The 22665-nt window shown below is 41.6% G+C and carries 18 protein-coding genes; 6 read left to right on the forward strand and 12 right to left on the reverse strand.

Translation table 11 applies throughout. The features are described 5' to 3' along the window. Positions 1-43 precede the first annotated feature (43 nt). Entirely contained in the window at positions 44-790 is a 747-nt protein-coding gene (fabG, locus tag AC04NP_RS00635; RefSeq protein WP_482857364.1) for a 3-oxoacyl-[acyl-carrier-protein] reductase, read from the forward strand. 76 nt (positions 791-866) lie between these two features. Here fabG and AC04NP_RS00640 read toward each other — a convergent pair whose 3' ends face one another. From AC04NP_RS00640 to AC04NP_RS00650, 3 genes are all read right to left on the reverse strand, one after another. Continuing rightward, the gene (locus AC04NP_RS00640) at positions 867-1940 is read right to left on the reverse strand and encodes a sensor histidine kinase (protein WP_482857365.1); all 1074 of its coding nucleotides are present in this window, start codon (positions 1938-1940) and stop codon (positions 867-869) included. A 267-nt stretch (positions 1941-2207) separates the two neighbouring features. Continuing rightward, entirely contained in the window at positions 2208-2411 is a 204-nt protein-coding gene (locus AC04NP_RS00645; RefSeq protein ID WP_482857366.1) for a LytTR family transcriptional regulator DNA-binding domain-containing protein, read from the reverse strand. 39 nt (positions 2412-2450) lie between these two features. Further along, positions 2451-3578: a sensor histidine kinase gene (locus AC04NP_RS00650; protein ID WP_482857367.1), complete on the reverse strand. Its 1128-nt coding sequence runs from the start codon at positions 3576-3578 to the stop codon at positions 2451-2453. Between the two features lie 240 nt (positions 3579-3818). Between AC04NP_RS00650 and AC04NP_RS00655 the strand changes: the two genes are divergently transcribed. Together AC04NP_RS00655 and AC04NP_RS00660 are read left to right on the forward strand one after the other, a co-directional pair. After that, positions 3819-4001 (forward strand): hypothetical protein, encoded by a 183-nt coding sequence (locus AC04NP_RS00655; protein ID WP_482857368.1) that lies wholly within the window; start codon positions 3819-3821, stop codon positions 3999-4001. A 56-nt stretch (positions 4002-4057) separates the two neighbouring features. Further along, positions 4058-4450, forward strand: coding sequence for a MotA/TolQ/ExbB proton channel family protein (locus AC04NP_RS00660; RefSeq protein ID WP_482857369.1), 393 nt, complete (start codon positions 4058-4060; stop codon positions 4448-4450). Between the two features lie 31 nt (positions 4451-4481). Here the strand turns inward: AC04NP_RS00660 and AC04NP_RS00665 are convergent, their stop codons facing one another. Beyond that, entirely contained in the window at positions 4482-5120 is a 639-nt protein-coding gene (locus AC04NP_RS00665) for a MarC family protein (RefSeq protein ID WP_482857370.1), read from the reverse strand. A gap of 194 nt (positions 5121-5314) precedes the next feature. Continuing rightward, positions 5315-10588, reverse strand: a complete 5274-nt coding sequence (locus tag AC04NP_RS00670; RefSeq protein WP_482857371.1) for a PKD domain-containing protein — start codon at positions 10586-10588, stop codon at positions 5315-5317. 200 nt (positions 10589-10788) lie between these two features. Here AC04NP_RS00670 and AC04NP_RS00675 point away from each other — a divergent pair, with 200 nt between their 5' ends. The 3 genes from AC04NP_RS00675 to AC04NP_RS00685 all read left to right on the forward strand — a co-directional run bounded on the left by AC04NP_RS00675 (position 10789) and on the right by AC04NP_RS00685 (position 15694). Next, positions 10789-11823: a PorP/SprF family type IX secretion system membrane protein gene (locus tag AC04NP_RS00675; RefSeq protein WP_482857372.1), complete on the forward strand. Its 1035-nt coding sequence runs from the start codon at positions 10789-10791 to the stop codon at positions 11821-11823. 179 nt (positions 11824-12002) lie between these two features. Further along, positions 12003-13253 carry a M48 family metallopeptidase gene (locus AC04NP_RS00680; protein ID WP_482857373.1) on the forward strand — a complete coding sequence of 417 codons (1251 nt, stop codon included), beginning with the start codon at positions 12003-12005 and terminating at the stop codon, positions 13251-13253. A 131-nt stretch (positions 13254-13384) separates the two neighbouring features. Beyond that, positions 13385-15694 (forward strand): OmpA family protein, encoded by a 2310-nt coding sequence (locus AC04NP_RS00685; protein WP_482857374.1) that lies wholly within the window; start codon positions 13385-13387, stop codon positions 15692-15694. 68 nt (positions 15695-15762) lie between these two features. On the opposite strand, the gene AC04NP_RS00690 is transcribed toward AC04NP_RS00685, so the two are convergent. From AC04NP_RS00690 to AC04NP_RS00720, 7 genes are all read right to left on the reverse strand, one after another. Then, a complete protein-coding gene (locus tag AC04NP_RS00690; RefSeq protein ID WP_482857375.1) occupies positions 15763-16668 on the reverse strand; it encodes a DUF5777 family beta-barrel protein in 906 nt (301 codons plus the stop codon). 2 nt (positions 16669-16670) lie between these two features. Then, a complete protein-coding gene (locus tag AC04NP_RS00695) occupies positions 16671-17228 on the reverse strand; it encodes a YceI family protein (RefSeq protein ID WP_482857376.1) in 558 nt (185 codons plus the stop codon). A gap of 27 nt (positions 17229-17255) precedes the next feature. Beyond that, positions 17256-17624: a hypothetical protein gene (locus tag AC04NP_RS00700; protein WP_482857377.1), complete on the reverse strand. Its 369-nt coding sequence runs from the start codon at positions 17622-17624 to the stop codon at positions 17256-17258. 72 nt (positions 17625-17696) lie between these two features. Then, the gene (locus tag AC04NP_RS00705) at positions 17697-18116 is read right to left on the reverse strand and encodes an OB-fold protein (protein WP_482857378.1); all 420 of its coding nucleotides are present in this window, start codon (positions 18114-18116) and stop codon (positions 17697-17699) included. A gap of 159 nt (positions 18117-18275) precedes the next feature. Then, positions 18276-19049, reverse strand: coding sequence for a LytR/AlgR family response regulator transcription factor (locus AC04NP_RS00710; protein ID WP_482857379.1), 774 nt, complete (start codon positions 19047-19049; stop codon positions 18276-18278). Next, positions 19046-21958, reverse strand: coding sequence for a ligand-binding sensor domain-containing protein (locus AC04NP_RS00715; RefSeq protein WP_482857380.1), 2913 nt, complete (start codon positions 21956-21958; stop codon positions 19046-19048). Before AC04NP_RS00715 ends, AC04NP_RS00710 begins: the two co-directional genes overlap by 4 nt. Before the next feature lie 17 nt (positions 21959-21975). Further along, positions 21976-22524 (reverse strand): YceI family protein, encoded by a 549-nt coding sequence (locus AC04NP_RS00720; protein ID WP_482857381.1) that lies wholly within the window; start codon positions 22522-22524, stop codon positions 21976-21978. Between the last annotated feature and the right edge of the window lie 141 nt (positions 22525-22665).

The following is a 22665-nucleotide window of genomic DNA, read 5'->3' on the forward strand; positions in this document are numbered from 1 at the left end:
GATTGACATTATTATCTTAATATTATACAGAAACTTCATATCTATGAAATTATTAGCAGGAAAAATAGCATTGATCACCGGAGCATCCAAAGGAATCGGTTACGGTATAGCCAAAAAATTTGCCGAACATGGCGCCGATGTAGCTTTTACCTATTTGTCCAGTATTGAAAAAGGGGAGGCATTGCAGAATGAACTCAATGCCATGGGGATTAAGGCTAAGGGTTACCGGTCGGATGCTTCGGATTTTGCGGCTGCGGAAACTTTGATCAATGATGTTGTGAAAGATTTTGAAAGGTTAGACATTCTCATCAACAATGCCGGTATCACCAAAGATAATTTATTAATGCGTATGAGTGAGGAAATGTGGGATAGTGTCATCGACGTAAACCTGAAATCAGTTTTTAACACTGTCAAAGCTTCAACGAGGACGTTTATGAAACAACGTGGCGGTTCAATCATTAATCTGACCTCGGTAGTAGGCCTGAAAGGAAATGCAGGACAAGCTAATTATGCTGCCTCTAAGGCCGGAATTGTCGGTTTTACCAAATCAGTAGCCCTGGAGTTAGGTTCCAGAAATATCCGTTGCAATGCCATTGCCCCCGGGTTTATTGAAACCGAAATGACCGCTGTACTCGATGAAAAAACCGTACAAAGCTGGCGTGATGCCATTCCTTTAAAGCGTGGCGGTTCTCCGGATGATGTGGCTGACTGTGCGGTTTTTCTTGCCTCTGATATGTCTTCGTATATCACAGGGCAGGTTTTCCAGGTAGATGGGGGTATGTTGACTTAGGGGGAGGTTTGGTGTGTTGGAATGGTGGGTTGGGTATTGTTGTTTTTACACAGGCTGGATTACAGGTTGTTTCAAATCACTGAAGGCTGGGTAATTCGATGGTAAACTTGGAGCCTTTTCCTAATTGGGATTCCACTTCGATTTTGCCGTTCAGCTTGTTGACTATTTCCTTCACTACGTAGAGTCCCAACCCTGCCCCCCGGGCACTTTGGGAAGCGCGATAGAACATGTCGAAAATTTTGGGCAATGACTCCTGGTGCATACCTTCGCCATTATCTGTTACGGTTATCTTAGCAAGCTTTTTCCGCACTTTGATTTCAATGCTTACATGGGACTGCTCCTTTTCAAGGTCATTAAATTTCAATGAATTGGAGAATAAATTGGATATGATGACTTTGATGCGTTTAGCATCTGAATAAAAATCCGAAACGTCTTCGATGTCGCGGACAATGTTAAAGGCATTCAATTTTTTGCCGGAACCGTAATTGTCAATGATTTCGTCACAGATTTTTCCAAAAGAGATTTTTTCCACCTTAAGTTCCACACGCGCATTTCTGGAATAGTCGTTTATTTCATGTACGGTGTGATCGAGGCTTTCTATACTGTCCTGCATGTGAGCCAGGTATTCGTGAATTTTGTCCGGAGTGTCGATTTTGGCGATGTTGATCAATCCAAGCAGGGATGTTAATGGGGCCCGGATTTGATGCGATACGCTATATACGAAGTTATCCAATTCCAGGTTTATTTTTTTGAATTTGGCATTTTGCCTTTCCAGTTTTTTTTCGAAATCTTTTCTTTCAGTGATGTCATTGGCGATAATTGAGATCTGTTTGCTTTCCCCCTGAGCCTTTATCAGAAAGGTTTTTATTTCAAAAAAAGCCTGCTTGCCATTTATCTTGACCGGATAGGTAAATTTATATTTTCCATGCGCTAAAGTCTCGCAAACCGCTGATTTCCAGGCGTCCGTTTCATTTTTTTTGTGAAATATCTCTATGAAATTCCCACCTTGTACCTGATTTTCCGATGAAATCTGTCCAAAAACCTTCGCAAACGATTCATTATAGGCAAGCAGCTCATAATGCTCATTGATCAACCAGATAGGAGAGTCAATGTAGTCTATAATTAAATTATGGAGGATCTTTTCATCCATACCGTTCACTAAATTGTTACTGGAATTGCCTAAATAAAATAGATTTTTATTCAGTAATAGAAAAAAAAATCTAATACTTATATGAATATACTAAAGTATAACCATTCAATTGAATGCCAAGGCATTAACTGGTTGTTTTTTTATCATAAAGGCATGCTTGTAATAAATTTCGTTATAGTCATAGGATGGCTCAGGGGTTTGGCTTTAGTCATAGTATGACTTGGAGTCATGCTATGACTACTTATTATGACGCTCGTGCTTGAGTTGTCAGGAATGAAGTCTGTTAATTACCAGGTGTTTATAACTCCGTCCAATAGGTAGTTCTTTACCGGCCAGGTAGATGGTCTCATGGGAAAAAGCTTCAATTTTGTTCATCGCCACAATAAATGACCGGTGAATGCGCATAAACTGATGCGGTGGGAGGTTGGCTTCCAGGTGACTGATTTGTTCTTTGGTAATGATTACATTCAAGGGCGATGGGTTCATCATCTATAATCAGGCAACGGGTTTTCATAATGATACACTTTTACCTGACGTGATTTTCAAGGACTTGCCGGAGATAGCCAGATAATCTCTCCGTTTGTTTAACGCTATGTATAAAGAGCACTTATAAGTTGTATCCAGGTCTTCTATTACCAACCTATGATGTTTTCCGTAAATCAGTTCCAAACGCTTTTTCACGTTTTGTAAGCCAATTCCCTGAGAAGAACAATCATCGAGGCTCCTATTGGACGCGATTTTTGAATTTTTAATCGTAAAGTAAAGTTCATTGCCTGTAACCCTCAGTTTTATGTCAATAAATCCATCCTTCACAGCATGGATAACGCCATGTTTAAAACTGTTCTCAACAAAAGGAAGCAATAACATAGGCGCTATTTTTTGGTCAGTGACCTTGCCATGGGCCGCAAATTTGACCTGAATATGGGCGCCATACCGAATTTTTTCCAATTCCAGATAGTTGGAGATGTGGTCAATCTCATTTTTCAGATTTACCTGGGGGGTATTGCATTGATACAGTAAATAATCCAACAGGTTGGAAACGAGTAACACCACCCTGGGGGCAATGTCTGATTTGACCAGGGTGAGGCCGTAAAGATTGTTTAACGTGTTAAACAAAAAATGCGGATGAATTTGTCCTTTTAACACTTTTAACTCGGCCTCTGTTAATTTGAGCTCAGCCTCGAGCATTTCTTTGGCTAATTGTTGATTGTTCTTTTGTATTTCATACCAATTTTTCAACATCTTAACAGCAACAGCAAAGAAAACCACAAAATATAACCCCACCATCAGAAAAAATATGTCTTTGGTCAGGGGGTTCATTTTGCTGACATTTAAGTCAGCAAATATGACATAGGCCAGGAAGACAATAATCAGCTCGAAATAAGCAGAAAAAATCAACGAATAAATGGCATAAAGGACAAAAAATTTATAATTCTTTTTTAACAGGTATCTGGGTATAAGATAGTAGTTGACGAAATAGGTTGTGGCAATCGTGATGGGCAATAGCAGGCAGACAAACAGAAAGGTGGTATAGTAATCATTATAGGTATGGCCGTAAAAATAGGTGTAAAAGAGTAAGACCGTACCCCAAAAAAGGAGATGTGTTAATATTCTTATGTATTTTTTATAAGGAGACACTTGATCAGCCGACTATAGTTTCACTGCACCTTTTCTTAAAGTTAAAAAATATAAAAGAATAAATGATTATTTGTTATAAATAGACTAACAACACATTTACGGCAGGTTTTAACCGGTTTTTTGCCTCAATCTCCAAAACATCGATGCCAGTGATTTTTGTCCACTCCCTTCGGTGGTTAATCTACTTTTCAGGTTTAGTTATTGGGCGGTAGATATATTGGGGCAAAAATTTTACTACCCATGCGTTTTTTCGAAGTTGTAATCATGCTTGGCCTGTTTATTTACCACCTCGGATTTGTATTTAAAGCAAATGATCCAAAATGGGTGCTTTTACCTGGAGTAGTAATGCTCATGATGCTCTTGGGGCTTTTCATGCAAATTTTTGTTATGTCGCATGCCGGCCGGGGTTGGGGACAAAGGTGAAAATAAGGTTTAGGTGATAAAGCAGAAAAACCAATGTTTTATTTAAATTAACTAATATGAACTTTTTAAAATTCTTTAAAATGGGCGGGTGGGAATTTATGAGTGTATTAACGATTCTTGCCCTGTTAATTATTGCATTTTGTATAAAAAAAGCAGTTGATCTTTTTTCGGGAAAAGAAATGCCTCAACCTAAACTGGAATGGGGGTTAGGCTATATCAGGTTTTTTGGCCTGTTGGCGTTGGTAACAGGCGTATTTGGACAAGTAATCGGATTGTTCCAGGCTTTTCAGGCGATTGAGGAAATTAAAGAGGTTTCGCCAGCCTTATTAGCCGGTGGCCTGAAGGTTTCCAGTATTACTACTATCTACGGATTTATCATATATATCCTCTCGTATTTATGCTGGTTTATATTAAATCTTAGGTATGAACGCATCGTCTTTGACAAATAGACGGAAGACTGGCAAAGGCTGTCCGCCACTTCTAAACCTGCAGGTTTTTAACAATTTCGGTGATACCCATAATCAGTATTTGCACACCCATAATGGCAACAATCAAACCCATTAATCTTGAAATCACGTTGATGGCGTCTTCACCGATTTTATCCTGGATTTTTTGGGCTGAGATGAAGACTACATAACAAAAGATACAGTTGAGTGCTGATCCGACCAATATCATCAGGATGTGTAATTCGTCCTGGTTTATGGCCGAAAAATTAATGGCTAACAAAATGGTACCAGGCCCCGATAACATGGGTATGGCAATGGGGCTCAGGGCTATGCGGTTGTCGGATTGGTTTTTTCGCTTGATGCTTAGCGGGGCATGGAAGCTGGCTATTTTACCGTTTAGCAGTTGAAAGCCGGCCATAGTGATTAAAATTCCCCCGACAATCCTGAAAGCATGTACAGGTAAGAAAAGAAACTGGAAAATGTAGTTGCCAAACAGGGTGGCCAGGGTAATGATGATAAACGAGAACATTACCGCTTTCAGGGCAATTTGTTTGATGTTGTAGGGTTGACGGGCTTCTACCAGTTTCACAAAAACCCTGAGATTACCGGCTGGATTCATCATAGCAAAAAATCCTACCAGAGTAGTAATCAGAAAAAATTCAGGATTGATCATACCTCGGTAGAAAAACAGACTGACATTATCTTATGCATTTATTTAAAAACCGGCCGGCAATTTTTCATCAATTAAGATAATAAAAGTAAAAAATAAAAATATTCGATGATTTTTTAAAACAGCAAAGTAAAAAGCCTGGCACGGCTGTAGTTTCAGCGTCCGCTTGCCAGGCTTTTAATATCGTTTTGGCACGACTACCTTAATAACGTCACCCCGCCTCGTTGTTCGAGCGTGCGGTTAGTCCGGTCATATTCGCTTTTAAATCGTATCACATAAGCGTAGGTGCCAATAGGGGCCGGTTTGCCTCCAAAGCTACCGTCCCATTGAAAGTCTTTGTCAGTGCTGTGAAAAACCAATTCCCCCCATCTGTTATAGATGAATATCTCAAATTCGGTTACAAAGTTGGTAAATACCGAAAAAGTCTCATTTTGATCATTGCCATTGGGGCTGAACGCATTGGGTGCCGACAACCGGGGAACACAGTCTTCCAAAATATCGACCCGTCGTCTGTCCGTACAATTAAAACTGTTTGTAAGACTGACTTCAATAATACCTTCCTGAGTGGCCAGGAAAGTAGGGGTTGTCGTGGTACTGCCGTTGAATACCCATTCATAACTCATAAATCCACTGCCGGGATCAAGTAAAACGGAATTTACATCCGGGTTTGGGTCGGCCGGGCATATGATGGCTTCTGAAGGCAAGTCACCCTGGGTAAATGGCGCCCGTATAAGGTCTACCGACTCTTCCGAGCTACAATCAGCATTGCTTACAGTTACGGTATAACGCCCCTCATCTACAGCTTCGATTTCAGGGGTGGTAAAGCCCAGGGCCCCTCCATTAAAAGCCCAGGTATAGGTCACATTCGTCTGCACTACCTCGGCAGTAATTGTTACAGGTTGGCCATCGTCGCAAGCCTGTTCAGGGGTTAAAATGATTTCTATGGGCTCATTTACCTTGAAGGTCGTGTCTGCGGAGGCTATACAGGTTCTCAGGTTGCTGCCTACCCTTACCAGATGCATAACCGGGTCCACTGAGGGCCCGACATTAATCGTTTGAACATCGGGGAAAGAGGTATTTGACCAATCATAGCTGAAAACCTCACCCGGCAGAGCGTTTTGCACATTGGCACTTAATTGTACCTGACCGTCACAAATATCTCCATTGGTACTGAAAGTGATGACCGGTGGATTCTGGATGGTCACATCGATAGAATCCGTGGTATCGCAGGCGCCACCTACCAGATCCCTGACCGTTACATAATAGCGGTGGGTACCGATTTGGTTGATGCCGACTGTCGCTCCGATCTGTGATTGCCCGCCGCTGGTGAAACTTCCTGTATTGGTGCTCCATTCCACTTCAAAATTAGGGTTCACAAAAGGATTGCCATTAATATCCTGCACCTGCCACAGGGTAGGATCCCCTAAACACCCATCCAATGGTCCGGCTATATTGAAAACTATTTGAGCGGTGTTAAAGGTCTCGTCGATTGTCTGAAGACAACCGGCTCCGGTGATTTCAAAGGTATAGGTACCGTCTCCTAATCCTGTAATGGTAAAGCCGTTTGCCCCATTATTGGGGGTAGGTCCTCCCGAAGGGCCTCCGGCTCCGGTAAGATTGGCAGTGATATTAACACCATTCTCATCAAATACTTGCCATGTTACAGGAAAAACATCGGTATCTAAAGTGATTTCAGCGCTACCATTGTCATCACAGAAATCGGCCGGGTTGCCTGGAACTACACCTGTAATCTGAAAAGTAGATGGGACATCGACGATGGTAATGTTGTTTTGCGTTACAGTACAACCTGACAAATTGTTGGTAACCGTAAGGTTGTAGGTACCTGCGCCAAGTCCGGGGATGGGGTTTACCCCATTTACCAGCGGTCCGTTCGAAGGGTTCGGGCCGGTCAGGTTATAGCTAAAATCGCCTGTATCATTGAGTGTCAGGTCAATTGAACCATCATTGTTACCACAGGTAGCGTTATTTTCCACTACGGCAATGTCAGGCTGAGGATTGACCGTTATATTGACCGTATCCCGTCTGATGCAGTTGGTCAAAGCGTCTTCTACAAATACGACGTATTGAAACACACCGTCTACAGATGTGTCGACAGCTTGTAATCTCGTCGGATTATTCTGATCCACCCCATTTATGAACCAGGTAATGGTTGCGTTGGGATTTTGTGCATCCAGATCATTGACCGTTTCATTCTGACAAACCGTCCGGTCCGGCCCGAGGTTGGTCGCCGGCCGGCCGTCGACGACATTGATGGTGTCACTTTCAGAACAGCCATTGGCGTTGGTAATGGTTACGATATATTCTCCGGGATCCTGGATGGTGATGAGGCGGTCGGTGAAAACCTGGCCATTGCTGGAGGCCCAGTCAAAAGTCAGTCCGGGTGAGGTGTCATTGGTGGCGACGAGTTGCAGGTCGTTATCGCAGATGGCCTCAGCCCTGGAACCAAGTCCCTGTGGTGGTGCAAATACCTCGACCGTTGCGTTGAGCGTAGAATCAAAACCGCAACGGTTGGTGATCCTTAACGCCACGTTATAGGTGCCTGCTGCCTGATAGGTATGTACCGGATTTTGCTCATTGGATTGATTACCATCCCCAAAAGACCAGAAGAACTCGTCGATATCAGAGGTGCCTGTTCCTGTAAATGAAGTCTCCTGCCCCACACATGCCTCGGTAAAATCCAGGCTTGGATCCTGGGTAGGCGGTATTTGTGACTGCATGAAATTAGGAAGGCCCAGTGTACTGGTGGTGCCCGGTGCCAGGTTGAATCCGGCGGGATCAAAGGTCGAAATCTGAGCGCTATCTTCATTAACAGAAATCCGGCCCAACGTAGTAGAGCCGTCAATGGCTACATAGATCTGATTATCGGGAGCAAACTGGATAGCACCCAGTGACTCGTTAACATTTTCCTCGTTAATTAAGGCCGCCTCTGTTCTGAGTGAATCAAAAGCATATTCTTTCAGCACCGAATTGCCGTTGCCCAAATTCACACTCACATAAAGCTTGTTTCCTCCGGGAGACCACTCCAGCCCATACACAAAACCACTGTTTTCCATTAAATCGATCTGGTATGGGTTGGAAACCTCTCCTGAATTCGTATCAAAATCAAATATTTCCACAATATTGGGATTACCCGGTATGGTTACGGCGAGATTGTTATTGTCCTGGGTGAGTTTCATGTAACCCCTGCCGTTGTTTTCTATGCTGTTGTTATGTACCGACCCCACCGCCGAAAGTACGGGTTGTGGGATACCCAATGTATCGATAGGATAGGCCCGGAACGTATTATTACCAAATTCATGGCCCAATACCCATGTTATGTCCCCTCCCATAGTAGCTGTAAGTTTTTCGGTACTTCTTACGAACAGGGGTTTTCCTTTGACGGTCACCTTTCCAAAAGGGGCATCTTCTTTCAGATCTACCACAGAATAGCGCATATTGTAGGTGCCATCCCCAAATACTGCGTCGGTGGTAAATATATAATACATAGTTTCATCGCCGGGGAATTGAATGATGATAGCGGATTGTGTCGACCCATTGGTACCACCCCTGTTGATATCGGTTCCTCCGGGCATGACATCGTGATCGCGGTTATAAACTGTTTCTCCGTCTGTATAAAACAGCAGGTCACCGTTCGCATCCGAAACAGTGGCTGTGCCCTCCGGTGCATTTTGTGCGCCGTCGTTAAGCGCTACCGGGGGATTTTCGTTAAAGTCAATCCCTGCATTATTACCAAAATACCAGAAGTTACCTGTTTGCTCCTCATTGCCATAAACAGTGATGGTAATAGCATCGTACGTGTCGCAGCCTGTGGCCTGATCGGTAACAACTACCCAGTAGGTACCGGCAGAATCCACGGTGATGGTGGGGGTCGTTTCTTCGGTAGACCACCCATAGGTCAGGGTGCCTTGCTGACCCTGTGGTTGAGGATCGAGTGTCAGGCTTTCACCAGGGCAAATGGTGGTATCATTGCCGAGGTTGATCATCAGGTCGTTCTGAAAGACTTCCACCACATCATTGAACACTTCGGTATCACCTCCGGCCGAAATGGTCAGGGAAACATTGTAGGTACCCGGTTGCTCATAAGTGACAATCGGCGCAATGTAATTTTCCTGGCCTGCGCCACCACCGCCAAAGTCCCAGACGAAATTGTCGGGTTGCGGCTCATCATCGAATTCCGGAAAAAACTTGGTCGTTGAATTGAGACAGGAGTCCAGATATTCAAATGAAACAGCATTTAACATCAGCTCTTCCGGAGGGGCAAACTCCGGAAATTGCCGGGAAGTAAAACCTGTACCATTGAGTACGTTTATTTCGTAATCGATACTATCGACTATTTGATTAGGTACGTTGATTCTGCCCAACCTGATCGGATCGAACTGACCCGTTTGATAAAGATGATAAATTCGGTCATCCGGTCCCATTTTTAAGCCATAACTTCGGTAAATCGGGCCATTCGCCAGGGAAACAAATGTGTTACCCGGATTGTTAAAATCAAATTGGTACAAATCGCCCGTCGATCCCGGTGCAGGTAAATTACCATGCCTGGAGATGTATAATTTGGTGCCGTCTGGCGACCATTCCGTATCATATATGGCCTGCCCGATGAGGTCATCGACCCCCGAATTGTTGATCGTCTGGTCAAATGTAAATGTGCCGGTGTTATTGTCGAAGTTGAGAATAACCACATTTTTGTTGGCATCCTGGGGCGAAACAGCAATTTTTCCGGCAGCAGGGCTGTATGACAAATTCGCTGCCAGCGGCGCTGAGGCGACATTAAATGTTCGCGCCGGAATTGTTACAATATTGCCACCCGGCTGAATATCATAGGCGGAAATATCAAAGGTAATCTGGTTGTACACAATTAACCAGTATTGGCCTGCCGCTCCCTGTTCTACCACAATCATACCTTCTGCGGACTGGTTAATAAATGCCACATTTTTACTGGCAACGATAACCTCCCCCAAATTTGGCTGGCCGGGATTGCCGGCATTGCCCGGTAAATTCATGTCCACAATGGTGTAGTTTACACTACTCATCCCACCATTGTTGAAATTTGCTGTGTTAGAAAACACATAGTACCTGCCAGGTTCACCGGGAATAGGGCTGATGGCAACGGGTTGGTTACCGAGGGCATTGCCTAGTATACCCCCTCCGTTAAGCATAATATTATGTGAAGCATCGTATATATTATCTCCATCCGCATAAAACAGTAACTGTCCTGTATTGTCATCTGTCGCTACTGCACTACCCCCCACACCAAAAGGGACCGCTTGATCGCTCACTACCAGGGGTTCATTGTTGAACTTGTTGAAAATCACCCCTTCTATCGAATTTCCAAAATACCAGTTATAATCAAAATACCCCTGGGCAAATGACTGATTGTGGTAACCGATAAAGGAAATTAGAAAGCTTAAAATGAGAAGATTCCTCACGTAGAACTTTATCACCATTACACTTGATTTAAAAAACTGAATTATCTTTCTTCAACTAATACGTAAAAAGAAGAGTTAATTGTATCTTTTTTTGCGAAAATAATATATTAAACCTTGATTTCTTCGTTTATAATCTGACAATTTTAATGAATATATTACGCTTTAGAAAGAAAATTTAATTTTCTATATATCTTAGATTTTTGATTAACACGGGTTAGATGATAAAATATTATATTCCATTCTTAATTGTGGTGGTGGTGATTTCAGGTGAAAAAGCAAGTGCCCAAGACCCACAGTTTTCTCAGTTTTATGCCGCTCCTTTATATCTGAATCCAGCTTTTGCCGGAGCCACGGGGCAAGCCAGAGCGGGATTGAATTACAGAAACCAGTGGCCCTCCATACCAGCTTCTTTTGTGACATCAGCAGCTTACTTCGATTACTTTTTTGAAGAATACAACAGTGGGGCAGGCATACTCATCAGTACCGACAGGGAGGGGCTTGCCGGGCTAAGATCTACCAGTGTCAGCTTAAATTATGCCTATCAGCTACGAATTAACGACTATTTAACGGTGAGACCTGGTTTATCGGCCGGTTATGTAATCCGGAATATAGACTTTGCCAGGCTAACCTTCGGCGACCAGTTCGACCCCGTAAGTGGCGAGGTGGTTTTGCCGGTAACGTCAGAACCCATCAACCTCGATAATGTTTCTTACCTTGATCTAGGGGCCGGTGCTGTGGTTTTTACAGAAAATTTTTGGTTAGGCTTTGCGGCACACCACCTTAATACACCCGATCAGGCTTTTACTGAAACGGCTGAAAGTCAACTGTCCGTAAGATATTCTGTTCATGGTGGATACAAAATCAAATTACCGAAGGCTTCTTACTCTAAAGGACAAATTCCCACCCGCCGTGAAAGAAGTATTACACCCACATTTCAATACAAAACCCAGGGTGAATTTGATCAATTGGACATAGGCACCTATGTGACATTGGAACCTGTGGTTTTTGGTTTGACCTATAGGGGATTACCTGTGAAAACCTTGAATGGCTTCCCCAACAATGAATCCATCATTTTTCTGGTGGGTATGACTTATAACGGTTTAAATGTAGGGTACAGCTTTGATTATACCATTTCCGATTTGGGAATTTCAAGTGGTGGGGCCCACGAGGTCTCCATCTCTTACGTATTTAACCCGGGTGATAAAAGAAAACCTCCCAGAAATGTCAGGCAAATCCCATGCCCCAAGTTCTGATTAGCTGCCCTTGAATCATTACCGGGCTTTTTCTCGCAGTAACCTATCGATTCCACGTTTATTTTGTTTATCTATTAAAAATAGATGGATATTGCCTCTTCTTTATAGCCGGGGATTATTTAAATTTGTATCCACCAAGGTGAAAATTATTGAGCCAACCCCTTTAATTTGAATTAGTTATGAATGCGCAGGCGTTGTTAATATTGATTTTAAGTGTTATCACTTTTGACTTTATCCTAGAGCAAATACTGGATTTTCTGAATCTAAAACACCAGAAAAAAGAGCTTCCGGCAGCGTTGAAAGGAATCTATGACGAAAAAAAATATCAGCAATCTCTGGCCTATCAAAAAGACAACACAAAACTCTCCTTTATCACCTCGACTTTCAGTTTCCTGCTGGCATTTGCCTTGTTGATAACAGGAGGGTTTGGCTACATCGATACCTTGCTAAGGGCTGAAATAGAACAAACAGATTTGCTTCCACTGGTTTACTTTGCCGTATTGTTTCTGGGATCAGATCTTTTGAACACGCCTTTCCAGTGGTATCATACTTTTGTTATTGAAGAAAAATACGGTTTCAATAAAACTACTCCCAGGATATTCATTGCGGACAAGTTGAAAGGTTATCTGATAACTTTTATTATCGGGGGCCTTCTGTTATGGGTGTTGATTGTGCTGATTGATCAGCTTGGCGAGTCATTCTGGCTATACTTTCTGGCGATCACAGCGGCTTTCATGTTGTTTATGAATATGTTTTACACCACTTTGATTTTACCTTTATTCAATAAACTGAAGCCGCTGGAAGAAGGGGAGTTAAAGCAGGCCATTAATAATTACAGTACAAAAATCAATTTTCCCATTCATAACATCTTTGTGATTGACGGTTCCAGGCGGTCGAATAAGGCCAATGCGTTTTTTTCAGGTCTGGGCAAAAAGAAAAAAATTGTCTTATATGATACCCTGATCCAAAATCATAGTACAGAAGAGCTGGTAGCTGTGCTGGCCCATGAGGTAGGACATTATAAAAAGAAACATATTGTATCAGGCATATTTCTCTCCATAGTACAAGTGACCATTATGTTATTCATTTTGTCTAAAATGATTTTCAATGAGCATTTATCCCTGGCCCTTGGTGCCGGGCAGTGGGGAATTCATCTGAATTTGATGGCCTTTGCCATACTTTACTCGCCTATTTCAAGGCTTACGGGATTGCTGATGAATATTTTTTCCCGGAAAAATGAGTTCGAAGCCGACGCTTTTGCTACCAACACCTACAGTGGAGAGGCTTTGAAAGTTGCCCTTAAAAAATTATCGGTCGACAATTTAAGCAATTTGCTCCCCCATAGCCTGTATGTGTTTTTCCATTATTCACATCCACCTTTGCTTCAAAGGCTTAAGGCCATAGAGTTGAAGCAAAAACAACTCTCTTAGAATTCTTACCTTGTAAGTTTCAAAATCAAAATGCCCTACAAAAGTGATTAAATTACCATAGGTTTATCAAAATTAAGCGTAAACTAAATTTTTATTAAGTGATGAGGATTATTTACTTCTCAATCCTGTCTATGGGATTAGTTGTTGGTTGTAATCATGCCGTTTTCGCCCAAAAACAGGGCGATATAAACAAAAAATTAGACAAAGCAGATAAGTATTTCAGAGTAAGAAATTACGAAAATGCATTACCGATTTATCTGGAGGTGGCAAAATCCAAAGAAATTGATGTACCGTTGAGCTATAAAATCGGGATTTGCTACTATGAAGCTGAACAACTGTCCGATCAGGTAAAAAGTATTCCGTATTTACAAAAAGTTGTAGCAAAAGACAAGAAAAATTATCCCAAAGATTTGTCTCATAAGCTGGCCCGTATGTACCACAAAAACAATCAATTGCCCAAAGCTATTGCGACGCTGGAAAGCTACATTAAAAGTGTGGATACCTACAACAAAAAACTTCATAAGGAACTTAAAAATGAACTGAAGATTTACAACAATGCTTTTATGGCGCTTACTTCCCAAAAAGAGGTAAAAATCAGTACAATGGATAGTGGGATCAATTCTGAATACACGGAATACAATCCTGTTGTTTCCACGGACCAGACCGTTATGGCTTATACGGTTTTGAAACCAAATAACGATAAATTGACTTCCAGCCAGAAGTATGTTGAGGAAATCTATGTTTCATACCGTAACATAGGAGGAAAGTGGTCGGCACCTCAGATGATTCCAATCAATTCAAAGTTTAATGTAGGTACGGCAGGTATATCGCCTGACGGGGAAAACATGCTTATTTTTGTTGGATCGGCTAATAATACCGGTAGCATCTACAGAATTAAAAGGGAAAGTACCAATGAGTGGTCTCAGCCCTCGCCATTGAACCGAGGTATCAATTCAGACTACCTTGAAAGTACCGCCAGCATTTCACCCGATGGTAAAACCATGTATTTTGCCAGCAACAGGCCGGGAGGTTATGGTGGAATGGATGTGTACAAGGCTAAAAAAAATAGAGATGGTAAGTGGGATAAACCACAAAATCTTGGTCCTGTGATTAACTCCAAATATGATGAAGATGCCCCTTACATTCACCCTGATGGCAAAACGTTATTTTTTACCTCAAACGGGCTGAATTCAATCGGTGGAAATGACATATTTAAAACCGTTTATGTAGGTAAAAAATGGCAGGAGCCCAAAAATATGGGATATCCTATCAATACAACTGCCGATGACAATTATTTTACCTTAACTGCTGATGGGAGTGTGGGTTATTTTTCATCGAATCGTTTGGGAGGCAAGGGTGGACAGGACATTTATTATATAGATATGCCTGAGTCCGAAAGGAACATTCCCCTGACTTTGATTAAAGGTAGAATTCTGGATGGGCAAAGTTTGAAACCAATTGCCACACGGATTAAGGTAGTCAATAAAAAAACACAGGAAAAGATAGATTATGTATACAATCCCAATCCAAAGACCGGTAATTACCTGATTATATTTCCTCCTGGTGAGAATTATGATATGATTATCGAATCGGAGGGCTACCTGCCATATACCATCAATATCAATGTTCCTAATCAGGATAATTTTTATGAGTTATATCAAAAGATTTTTCTCAAGCCGATCAAGCAGTTCGGGGTGATTGTAGGGCAGGAAGTAGAGGTTAAGAATGCCTTTTTTGATACCGGGCAGGGGGATCCTATAGAGCCCAGAAAAATAAATGATGCCATGTTGGTTAACAATGACAGTCTTGATCTCTATGATATCATGGATGGTATTATCGCCTCTTCGGATACCACTGCTTTTGAATATTTGCTTGATTTGATGTACACGATGAATCCCATTGATGCCGTGGATTTTGACGATGATAACGAAAAGATTGAGTCTGCTTCACGCATATATTATTACGATGAAACCGATGAAAGTAAGCTGGAAGCAAAGCACGTGGATGGGCAAACTGTCTATTCACTGCCTACCATGTATGTTACGGAGCTTGCCGAAGCGCAGAAAAACTCAACAAAATCTTCGCTGCCAAAGGTTGATGAAAAGGTGTTGAGTTTGAAGTCCGTAGTATATTTTGATGTGGACAAAAGTGATTTAAAAGATAACTATCACAATGAATTGGAAAAAATACTGGCTACCCTGGAACAATATGAACAATTGGGAATTGAGATTTCCGGTTATGCTTCCTCTGATGGAAATGAACAGTATAACCGGGAGTTATCGGATAAAAGGGCGATCAGTGTTTTAGACTATTTTAATAAAAAGGGTGTAGTGAGACGAAGAATTGTGGCTAAGGGTTACGGTGCAAGTGGGGATCATAAGTTAAGTAATGAGGAAGCAAGGAGGGTAGAGGTCAGACTCGTGGATCTTAACAATCTTTAGGAGCATTTTTTAAGTCATAATAATCATTTTTATCATGTAAAACCTTCCGGGAGCCCCGGAAGGTTTTTTTACTGAGGTTCCTTTTTGACAATGGTAAATACCCTGCTTATATTAAATCCGAAAAAAATGTCGCCATCTGCTATATCGCCGGTGGTTTCGGAGACAAAGTAGCGTTCGAGCATTCCCCTGGAATTGGTGATATGTAATTGAAAGACATGGCCTCCGGTTTCAATGTCGAAACCCAGGGCAATGGCATTGAAGGTGTCGTCGCCGAGGTTTTCGTCATCAAAACGGTAAAAATATTCCGCATTTAAAGTGACCCTGTTGCTGAGCTTGTACCTGGCCCCAATACCCAGGGCTATCACATCGTTGTTGATTTCCGGCGTCCTTACAAGGTTTCTATGCACCAGGGTAGGGCTTAACTGAAAAGAAAAATTATTGCTGAATTTTCTGGCTAGTAATAATTGGTAAGAATAGGAAAGCCTCGAGCTGAAAACATCTTCATTGCCGGGGCTCAAATCCTCGACCCCTGTGGCAGCCATACCTGTAAAGAGCGAAAGTGTGACCGGCATGTTTTTCGCCCCGCTCGATTGCTTCAATAATTTGTATTTTGCATATGCATCGAATGTTTTTTGAAATGAACTGCGGCCTATACCTATGTTGAGATCATCTGTAATACCGTATTCCAGTCCAAACCGGATGGTGGCCTGATCGAGGCCAAACAATTCATAGAATCCATCATTGATCTTGCCGAACCGGTGTGCGATGATAAAACTCAATACCCCGCCGGCTGTGTTTTCTACGGATTGCCCGTTGATAATCCTTGTGGCTTTGAAAGTGGCATATGTATAATTGATGTTGTTCTCATCCTTTGTTTCTTCCTCCAATAACTCCAGCAAATCGTCCTGGGCCTTTAGTTGGAATAGTGTTAAAATGGATAATGTGATGAAGATTACCGGTAATTTTTTGTTCATGATTATTTGTTATAAGGTTTTAACTCTAATTCAACGCTTACCTTGACCACCTCTGCAATATTGTTAACTACGGTTTTAGGGATTTTTATATTATAGTCTTTTACTGTCACCGGGAAGGATGTTTGGGCGGTAATTGTACCATCCGATATTTCCAGGGTACCCTCCGAAGTAACTGTATTTGTCTCACCGTGAATCGTAAGTTCACCTTCGACGCTTACATGGTACTTACCATTTCCTCGCATGTTTTCCCGATCGAAGTTAACTATTTTACCTTTAAAGGTGCTTTTGGGATACTTATGCGATTCCACATAGTTTTCATTAAAGTGTTCCTGCATCAGTGCTTTCTCAAATTCAAAACCCTTCATCAACACCGACAAGGCAATCTCTCCGTTTTCACTGTTCAGTATACAGGTACCTTGATGGTTATGGGCTTCGATATTTTCCAGCGCAGCTTCTGAAAAAAAAGAGATGTGGCCTGTTCTGGTAAAATACTTGTCCTGACTATAGGAAGGTTGCACAACACTCAGACTAAAAACCAGGGTTAAAGTTAAATTTTTCATAAAATTCAGGTTCTTTGTTAATTAGTTTTAGTTATCGGGCGCCCCGGCATCGATCCAAGCCTCCAGATTTCTGATATCACAAATTGGCAAGGGGCCGTCAGGCGGCATATCCTTGTCTCGTATGGCGTGTCTCCATATGCTGCCGTTATCGACATTTTCTTTGATTTCTTCATAATTTCTTAATAAAACCCGTCCGTTGCCAGGCACATGACAGCCTTGTATGGCACAGTTGGTCAGAATAAGTGGCTCAATAGTTGCAGAGAATGATACATTGGTGGTGTCACAGTTTTGAAGACCGAAAAGCTCTTCTTCATTGTCGTAGTCACAACCGTAGACACAAATGCCTATGAAACATGCCGGCACAAGTATTTTTCTAATCATATTTCTTTTCATCATAGAATCAGTTTTCAATGTTGATTTATCATTCCTTTGTCAGGTAAGTTTATGGTTTACAGGAATAGTTACCTGCTATGGCATGATATTGCACTTTTTAAATTGTAATTCCTGCAACAGATCATCATAGCCAACACATAATCCCTTGACATTCACAAGCGTATTTTCCAATAGGTTTTCTATGTTCAGATTTAAGGTGGGATCGATTTCACAGTTCACACTTCCCTGCCGGCCTTTTAATAAGATATTGTATCCGCCGGTCTGATTTTGCTGGACAGTGGAGATAATTCCGGAAAAAGTTATTACCTTATCTACATATCTCGAAGAGGCCGTTGCCCGGTTCTTTTCAAATTCAAGGAATAACTCATCAGCAGAGAGTCGATAATCAGCCGCCGAAGAAGCAATATCCCTGTGGGGTTTGTTGTATTGGTATAAACCAAAAATTAAGATAGAGAGTGCCAGTATGATACCCGCAAATATGAGACCTCGTTTCATGTTTAAGTTGACATCAGTTTAACAGTTCAGAATAAATGGGTATAATTTTTATTAAAATAAAAGTATTTAATTCCTGGCAACCACTGAATTAATTTTCTCTGAACAGGTATAATCTTACACTGAACGGGCAATTGAGTTATTTAAGATAAACACTGAAATTCAGTCGATTTTGCCTCCGAGCCATAATTTAAATTTTCCGGACCGGTCTGTACTTACGATGGTTTCGATTGAAGAAGGGGGAGAGAGTAATATTTTTACCCTTGATTTTGAATAGCTGAACATTTGATCTATCGCCTTGATATTGATAATGAATTGCCGGTTGATTCTAAAAAAGTTTTTTGGATTAACCATACTTTCCAAGGTGTCGATGTTGTAATCAATCGGATAATTGTGCGAATCAAAGGTGCAAAGAAACACCACCTTTTCTGCTGTATAAAAATAAGCGGTATTTCCGATCTCTATGGTTTTAATCTTTTGTCCGTATTTCACTACAATTCTCTCCTGATAACTGTCCTGGTTTTCCTTCAATATCCGGAACAATTTATCATAATCAATTGCCTGAGTGGTCTTATTTTTTTTCCAATCCTTAAATTTTTCAAAGCTTTTTTCCAGTTCTTCCTGCTTGATAGGCTTTAAGAGATAGTCAATGCTATTTACTTTAAAGGCCTTGATGGCGTATTTGTCATAAGCAGTGGTAAAGACAACAGGGGCGGTGACATCTATTTTTTTAAAAACTTCAAAACTAAGACCGTCAGCCAGGTGAATATCCATGAATATCAGGTCCGGATGGGCGTGGCTATCGAACCATTCGACGCAAGATTCTATGCTGTCTTCCGAGCCAACTATTCTTGCTTCGGGAATGGTTTGCTTTATAATTTTAATAAGTCGATGTAATGCCGCTTGTTCATCTTCCAAAATGAGTATGTCTATCATGCAATTTTAGTTAACAAAGGAACGATAACTGAAAAATAGGAATCAGATCGGTAAACTTCAATTTGTTTATTGGATAATAGCAGGTACCTGTTTTTAATATTTTCCAACCCAAAACCGGTGGATCCGGAATCCGGATTTTTAGGGTTTAAGTTATTTTTAACGTAAAGTTCTTCACCCCGGTCGAAAATTTCAATAGTTAAGTTCTTTTTTTTAGACACAACATTATGTTTCAACGCATTTTCGGTAAGTAATTGAAGGGTTAACGGTGGTATAAATGTTTTTTTTGCTTTTTCACTAACGTTTACCTCAATGCTGAAGTTGTTACCATACCTCTTTTGTTGCAGGAAAAAATAATCATTCATCAACTTTAACTCCTCTTTTAAAGTAATGATTTGTTTGTCCCTGTAAGTTAAGACGTGACGAAAAAAGTCAGATAGCTTTGAGACGTAGTCTACTGCCAGTTCCTGGTTTTCTTCAATAATGGCTATCAGGGTATTGAAGCTATTAAAAAGAAAATGTGGATTTACCTGGCTTTTTAAGGTTTGAAATTGAAACTCTATGATATCTTTTTGCATTCTTTCAGATTGCTTTAACCTTTTTTCCCGGGCTTTTATATAATAAAACAAGCCTATTGCTAATCCACATATTACGCTTAAATAAAACCATGGTCTTTGCCACAGTGGAGCGACAATGGTGAAGTCAAACCTGGCGAGGTTTGATTCATACGGCTGACTGCTCAGCCTGGTTTTTACCTTAAAACTATAATCTCCGGGCGGCAATTTAGGATATGTAAAATGATAATCCTTAGAAACATTCCAGTCCAGGTCAAAGCCCTCGAGCATGTATTCATAGGATATTTCTTCCAGATGGCGGTATAAGGCACTGCGGCAGTAAAATGTCAAATGGTTTTGATCATAAAGAAATCTTTCGCCGGGGTTAACCTCGACTTTTTCAAAGAAAATGGCCACGTGCTCAATAAACGTGGTATGGCCTATTTCATCCGGGTTTTTGTATTGATCAAATTTGATCAGGCCTTTTTGGGTGGAGATCCAAATGTTACCGTGTACATCCAAATCCACTGCATTCAGCGGGTTGTCGGTAATGCTGTTTCCCAGACTGCTTTTCAGGTCATGGTATGTCGACTTATTATCCAGCAGGCCCATGCCATCCGCAAAAACTATGATAAGATTGCCGTATCTGTCTCCAATTAAACTTAAAATTGATTTTTTCTTGGGGCCTATCGCCCGGGTATGATCTTCAAATTTATCGTTGTTATACTGGTACAATTCGCCATTTGCCGTACTGAACCACATGTTTCCGTGAGCGTCTTCTGCCACTGAATAAATGACATTACTTGACAAATCATCGATAGCTCCGAAGTGTTCGATGGTTTCATTGTCAAAGACTGTGATCCCTTTTCCATGGGTAGCAAACCATGCCCTTCCCCTGGAGTCAATAAATACCTGATAAATGTAAATGGTGCCCAGGCCGTCTTCTTCGTTGAAGTTTTGGAATTTGAATGAGAAGTCTGCCGGGTTTCGGGGATTGGTTAAGCGGCACCTCGATACCCCTCCCAATGTCGCAAACCAGATATCGGATTGATAGCCGTTGATTGATAATACGTTATTGTTCACAAGGCCATGGGATTCGTTGAGGTTGGTTAATATGCCTGTGATGGGATCAAAACGGAAAACCCCGTGCTCATAGGTGCCGAGCCATAAAAATCCATAGTCATCGAGGTAGGTGCTGATGACTTTCCCCGGATCAGGCAATTGGGGAATACGAAAGTGCGTAACCTTGTTGCCTGGCTTGTTGGGATCATATTTATTGATCCCCATATCGCCGGCGTACCATATATTTCCCTGCTTGTCAGTGGCAAACGAGTTGATTTCCTGCAGGCTCCGGTTAAAGTCGACGTGAAACTCAAACCTGGGATCAGTCATTTTCAGCGTGGAGAAGTTATCACTGAACCATATGCCTCCCTGCCTATCTTTCAATAGAGACAACACCTTGGCGTTTTTAAATTCATTGGATTCTATCACCCGGTACAGGCCTCCATTATCGAAATTATAAGCAAACACCCCTTCCCGTTCTGTGGCGAGCCAGATTTCGTTCTTTTTTATTACTTCAACGTGATTGATCGGTCCGTAAGACCAGGATGGGTAATCGGTATTTATGATAGCTTCTCGTTCAAGATCATATTTGCAGAAGCCGTTTTCATACAGGCCGATGAACAGGTCACCGTCGCGGTCTGAGGTGATGGCTTTGACAATGTTGTCTTTCAGGCCATCCTCAACGTTGATCGTGCGTATCTTCGGTATACCATTTTCCAGGTGACAGATACCGATTCCCCTGTCTGTACCCGCCCATTTGCGTCCCTTTTTATCTTCAACCATGACATAAATAAAATTATCTGTGAGGCCGTCTTCCAGGTTGATATTCACAAATTCTCCGTTTTTCCGGTAAAATATACCTTCACCATATGTTGAGATCCAGATAATGCCATCTTTGTCTTCCAGGATATCGGTAACAGGTGCCACTCGAAGACTGTCTTTTTGGTTTAACCACTGCAAATGCTGATCTGCCAAAATCGCTATGCTGCCGCTTTGATAGCCCACCCATAAATGCTGTTTACGGTCCTGGTAAATACTGGTAACCACATTGCCGCCGGATTCGGAAAGCAGATACCGGGTAAAAGAGTTTCCATCATAGCGAAACAGGCCGTCGGTCGTACCCAGCCATAACAGCCCTGAGCTGTCCTGGTATATTTTGTTGATGTTGACTCCTTCGTGTTCTTTTTTGAATGGCAGCTCTTTGACCCATAGCTTTTGAGCGGTGGCAGGGCAGCGTAGGATCAAGGCGAAAAGCAAAATACCGGACCATTTGCCGGGAAAAGAATTTGTTACCATTTGTGAAGACATGTTATTCATCTTTTCACAAATTCAGCCTCTACTTCTACCGTGATCTCTTCTGCAATTTTTTGATAAACAACCTTGGGTATTTGAATGTTATGATCTTGTAAATAAACACTGAATTGGGTTGCAACCCTGATGCCTTGGTTCTTGACTGTCAATTGACACTTGATAATTCTTTCGTGAACCACGCCGTGGATGTCCAGGTTTCCTTTGGCCCGTACTTCGTACTCACCCGTTTGTTCAAGATCAATTATTTCAATCATCTTCCCCTGAAAGGTAGCGTCCGGATATTTGTGTGTTTCAAGGTAGTTTTCTCTGAAGTGCTCTTTTTGCAAAGCACTGTTAAAACCATCAAACGAATTGATGGGAATGGTAAAAGCAAACGTGTGTTTGTCAGCGTTGATTACGCCGGCCAGGTTCCTGCTGAATCCGATAATCAATTCTAACGGCGCATCGGATTTAAAGTTGACTTTTCCGGCTTTGGTAATATAAATCGTATCCTGTCCTGGAATAGTCAGTGTTAGCCAAAAGCAAAAAAATGAAACGATAGAGGAAGCCATCGCATAAAATTACAAAATTTAGACTATTCGTTAATATGATTAATTATGCAATTTAATAATTGATTTATTTGCTTAATTTTGTGGTTTCTGATTTAAATCTTCATGGGTCGGATTCATTAACAGGTAATTTTATTCAAGACT

The sequence above is a fragment of the Agaribacillus sp. DX54 genome, assembly GCF_056858335.1.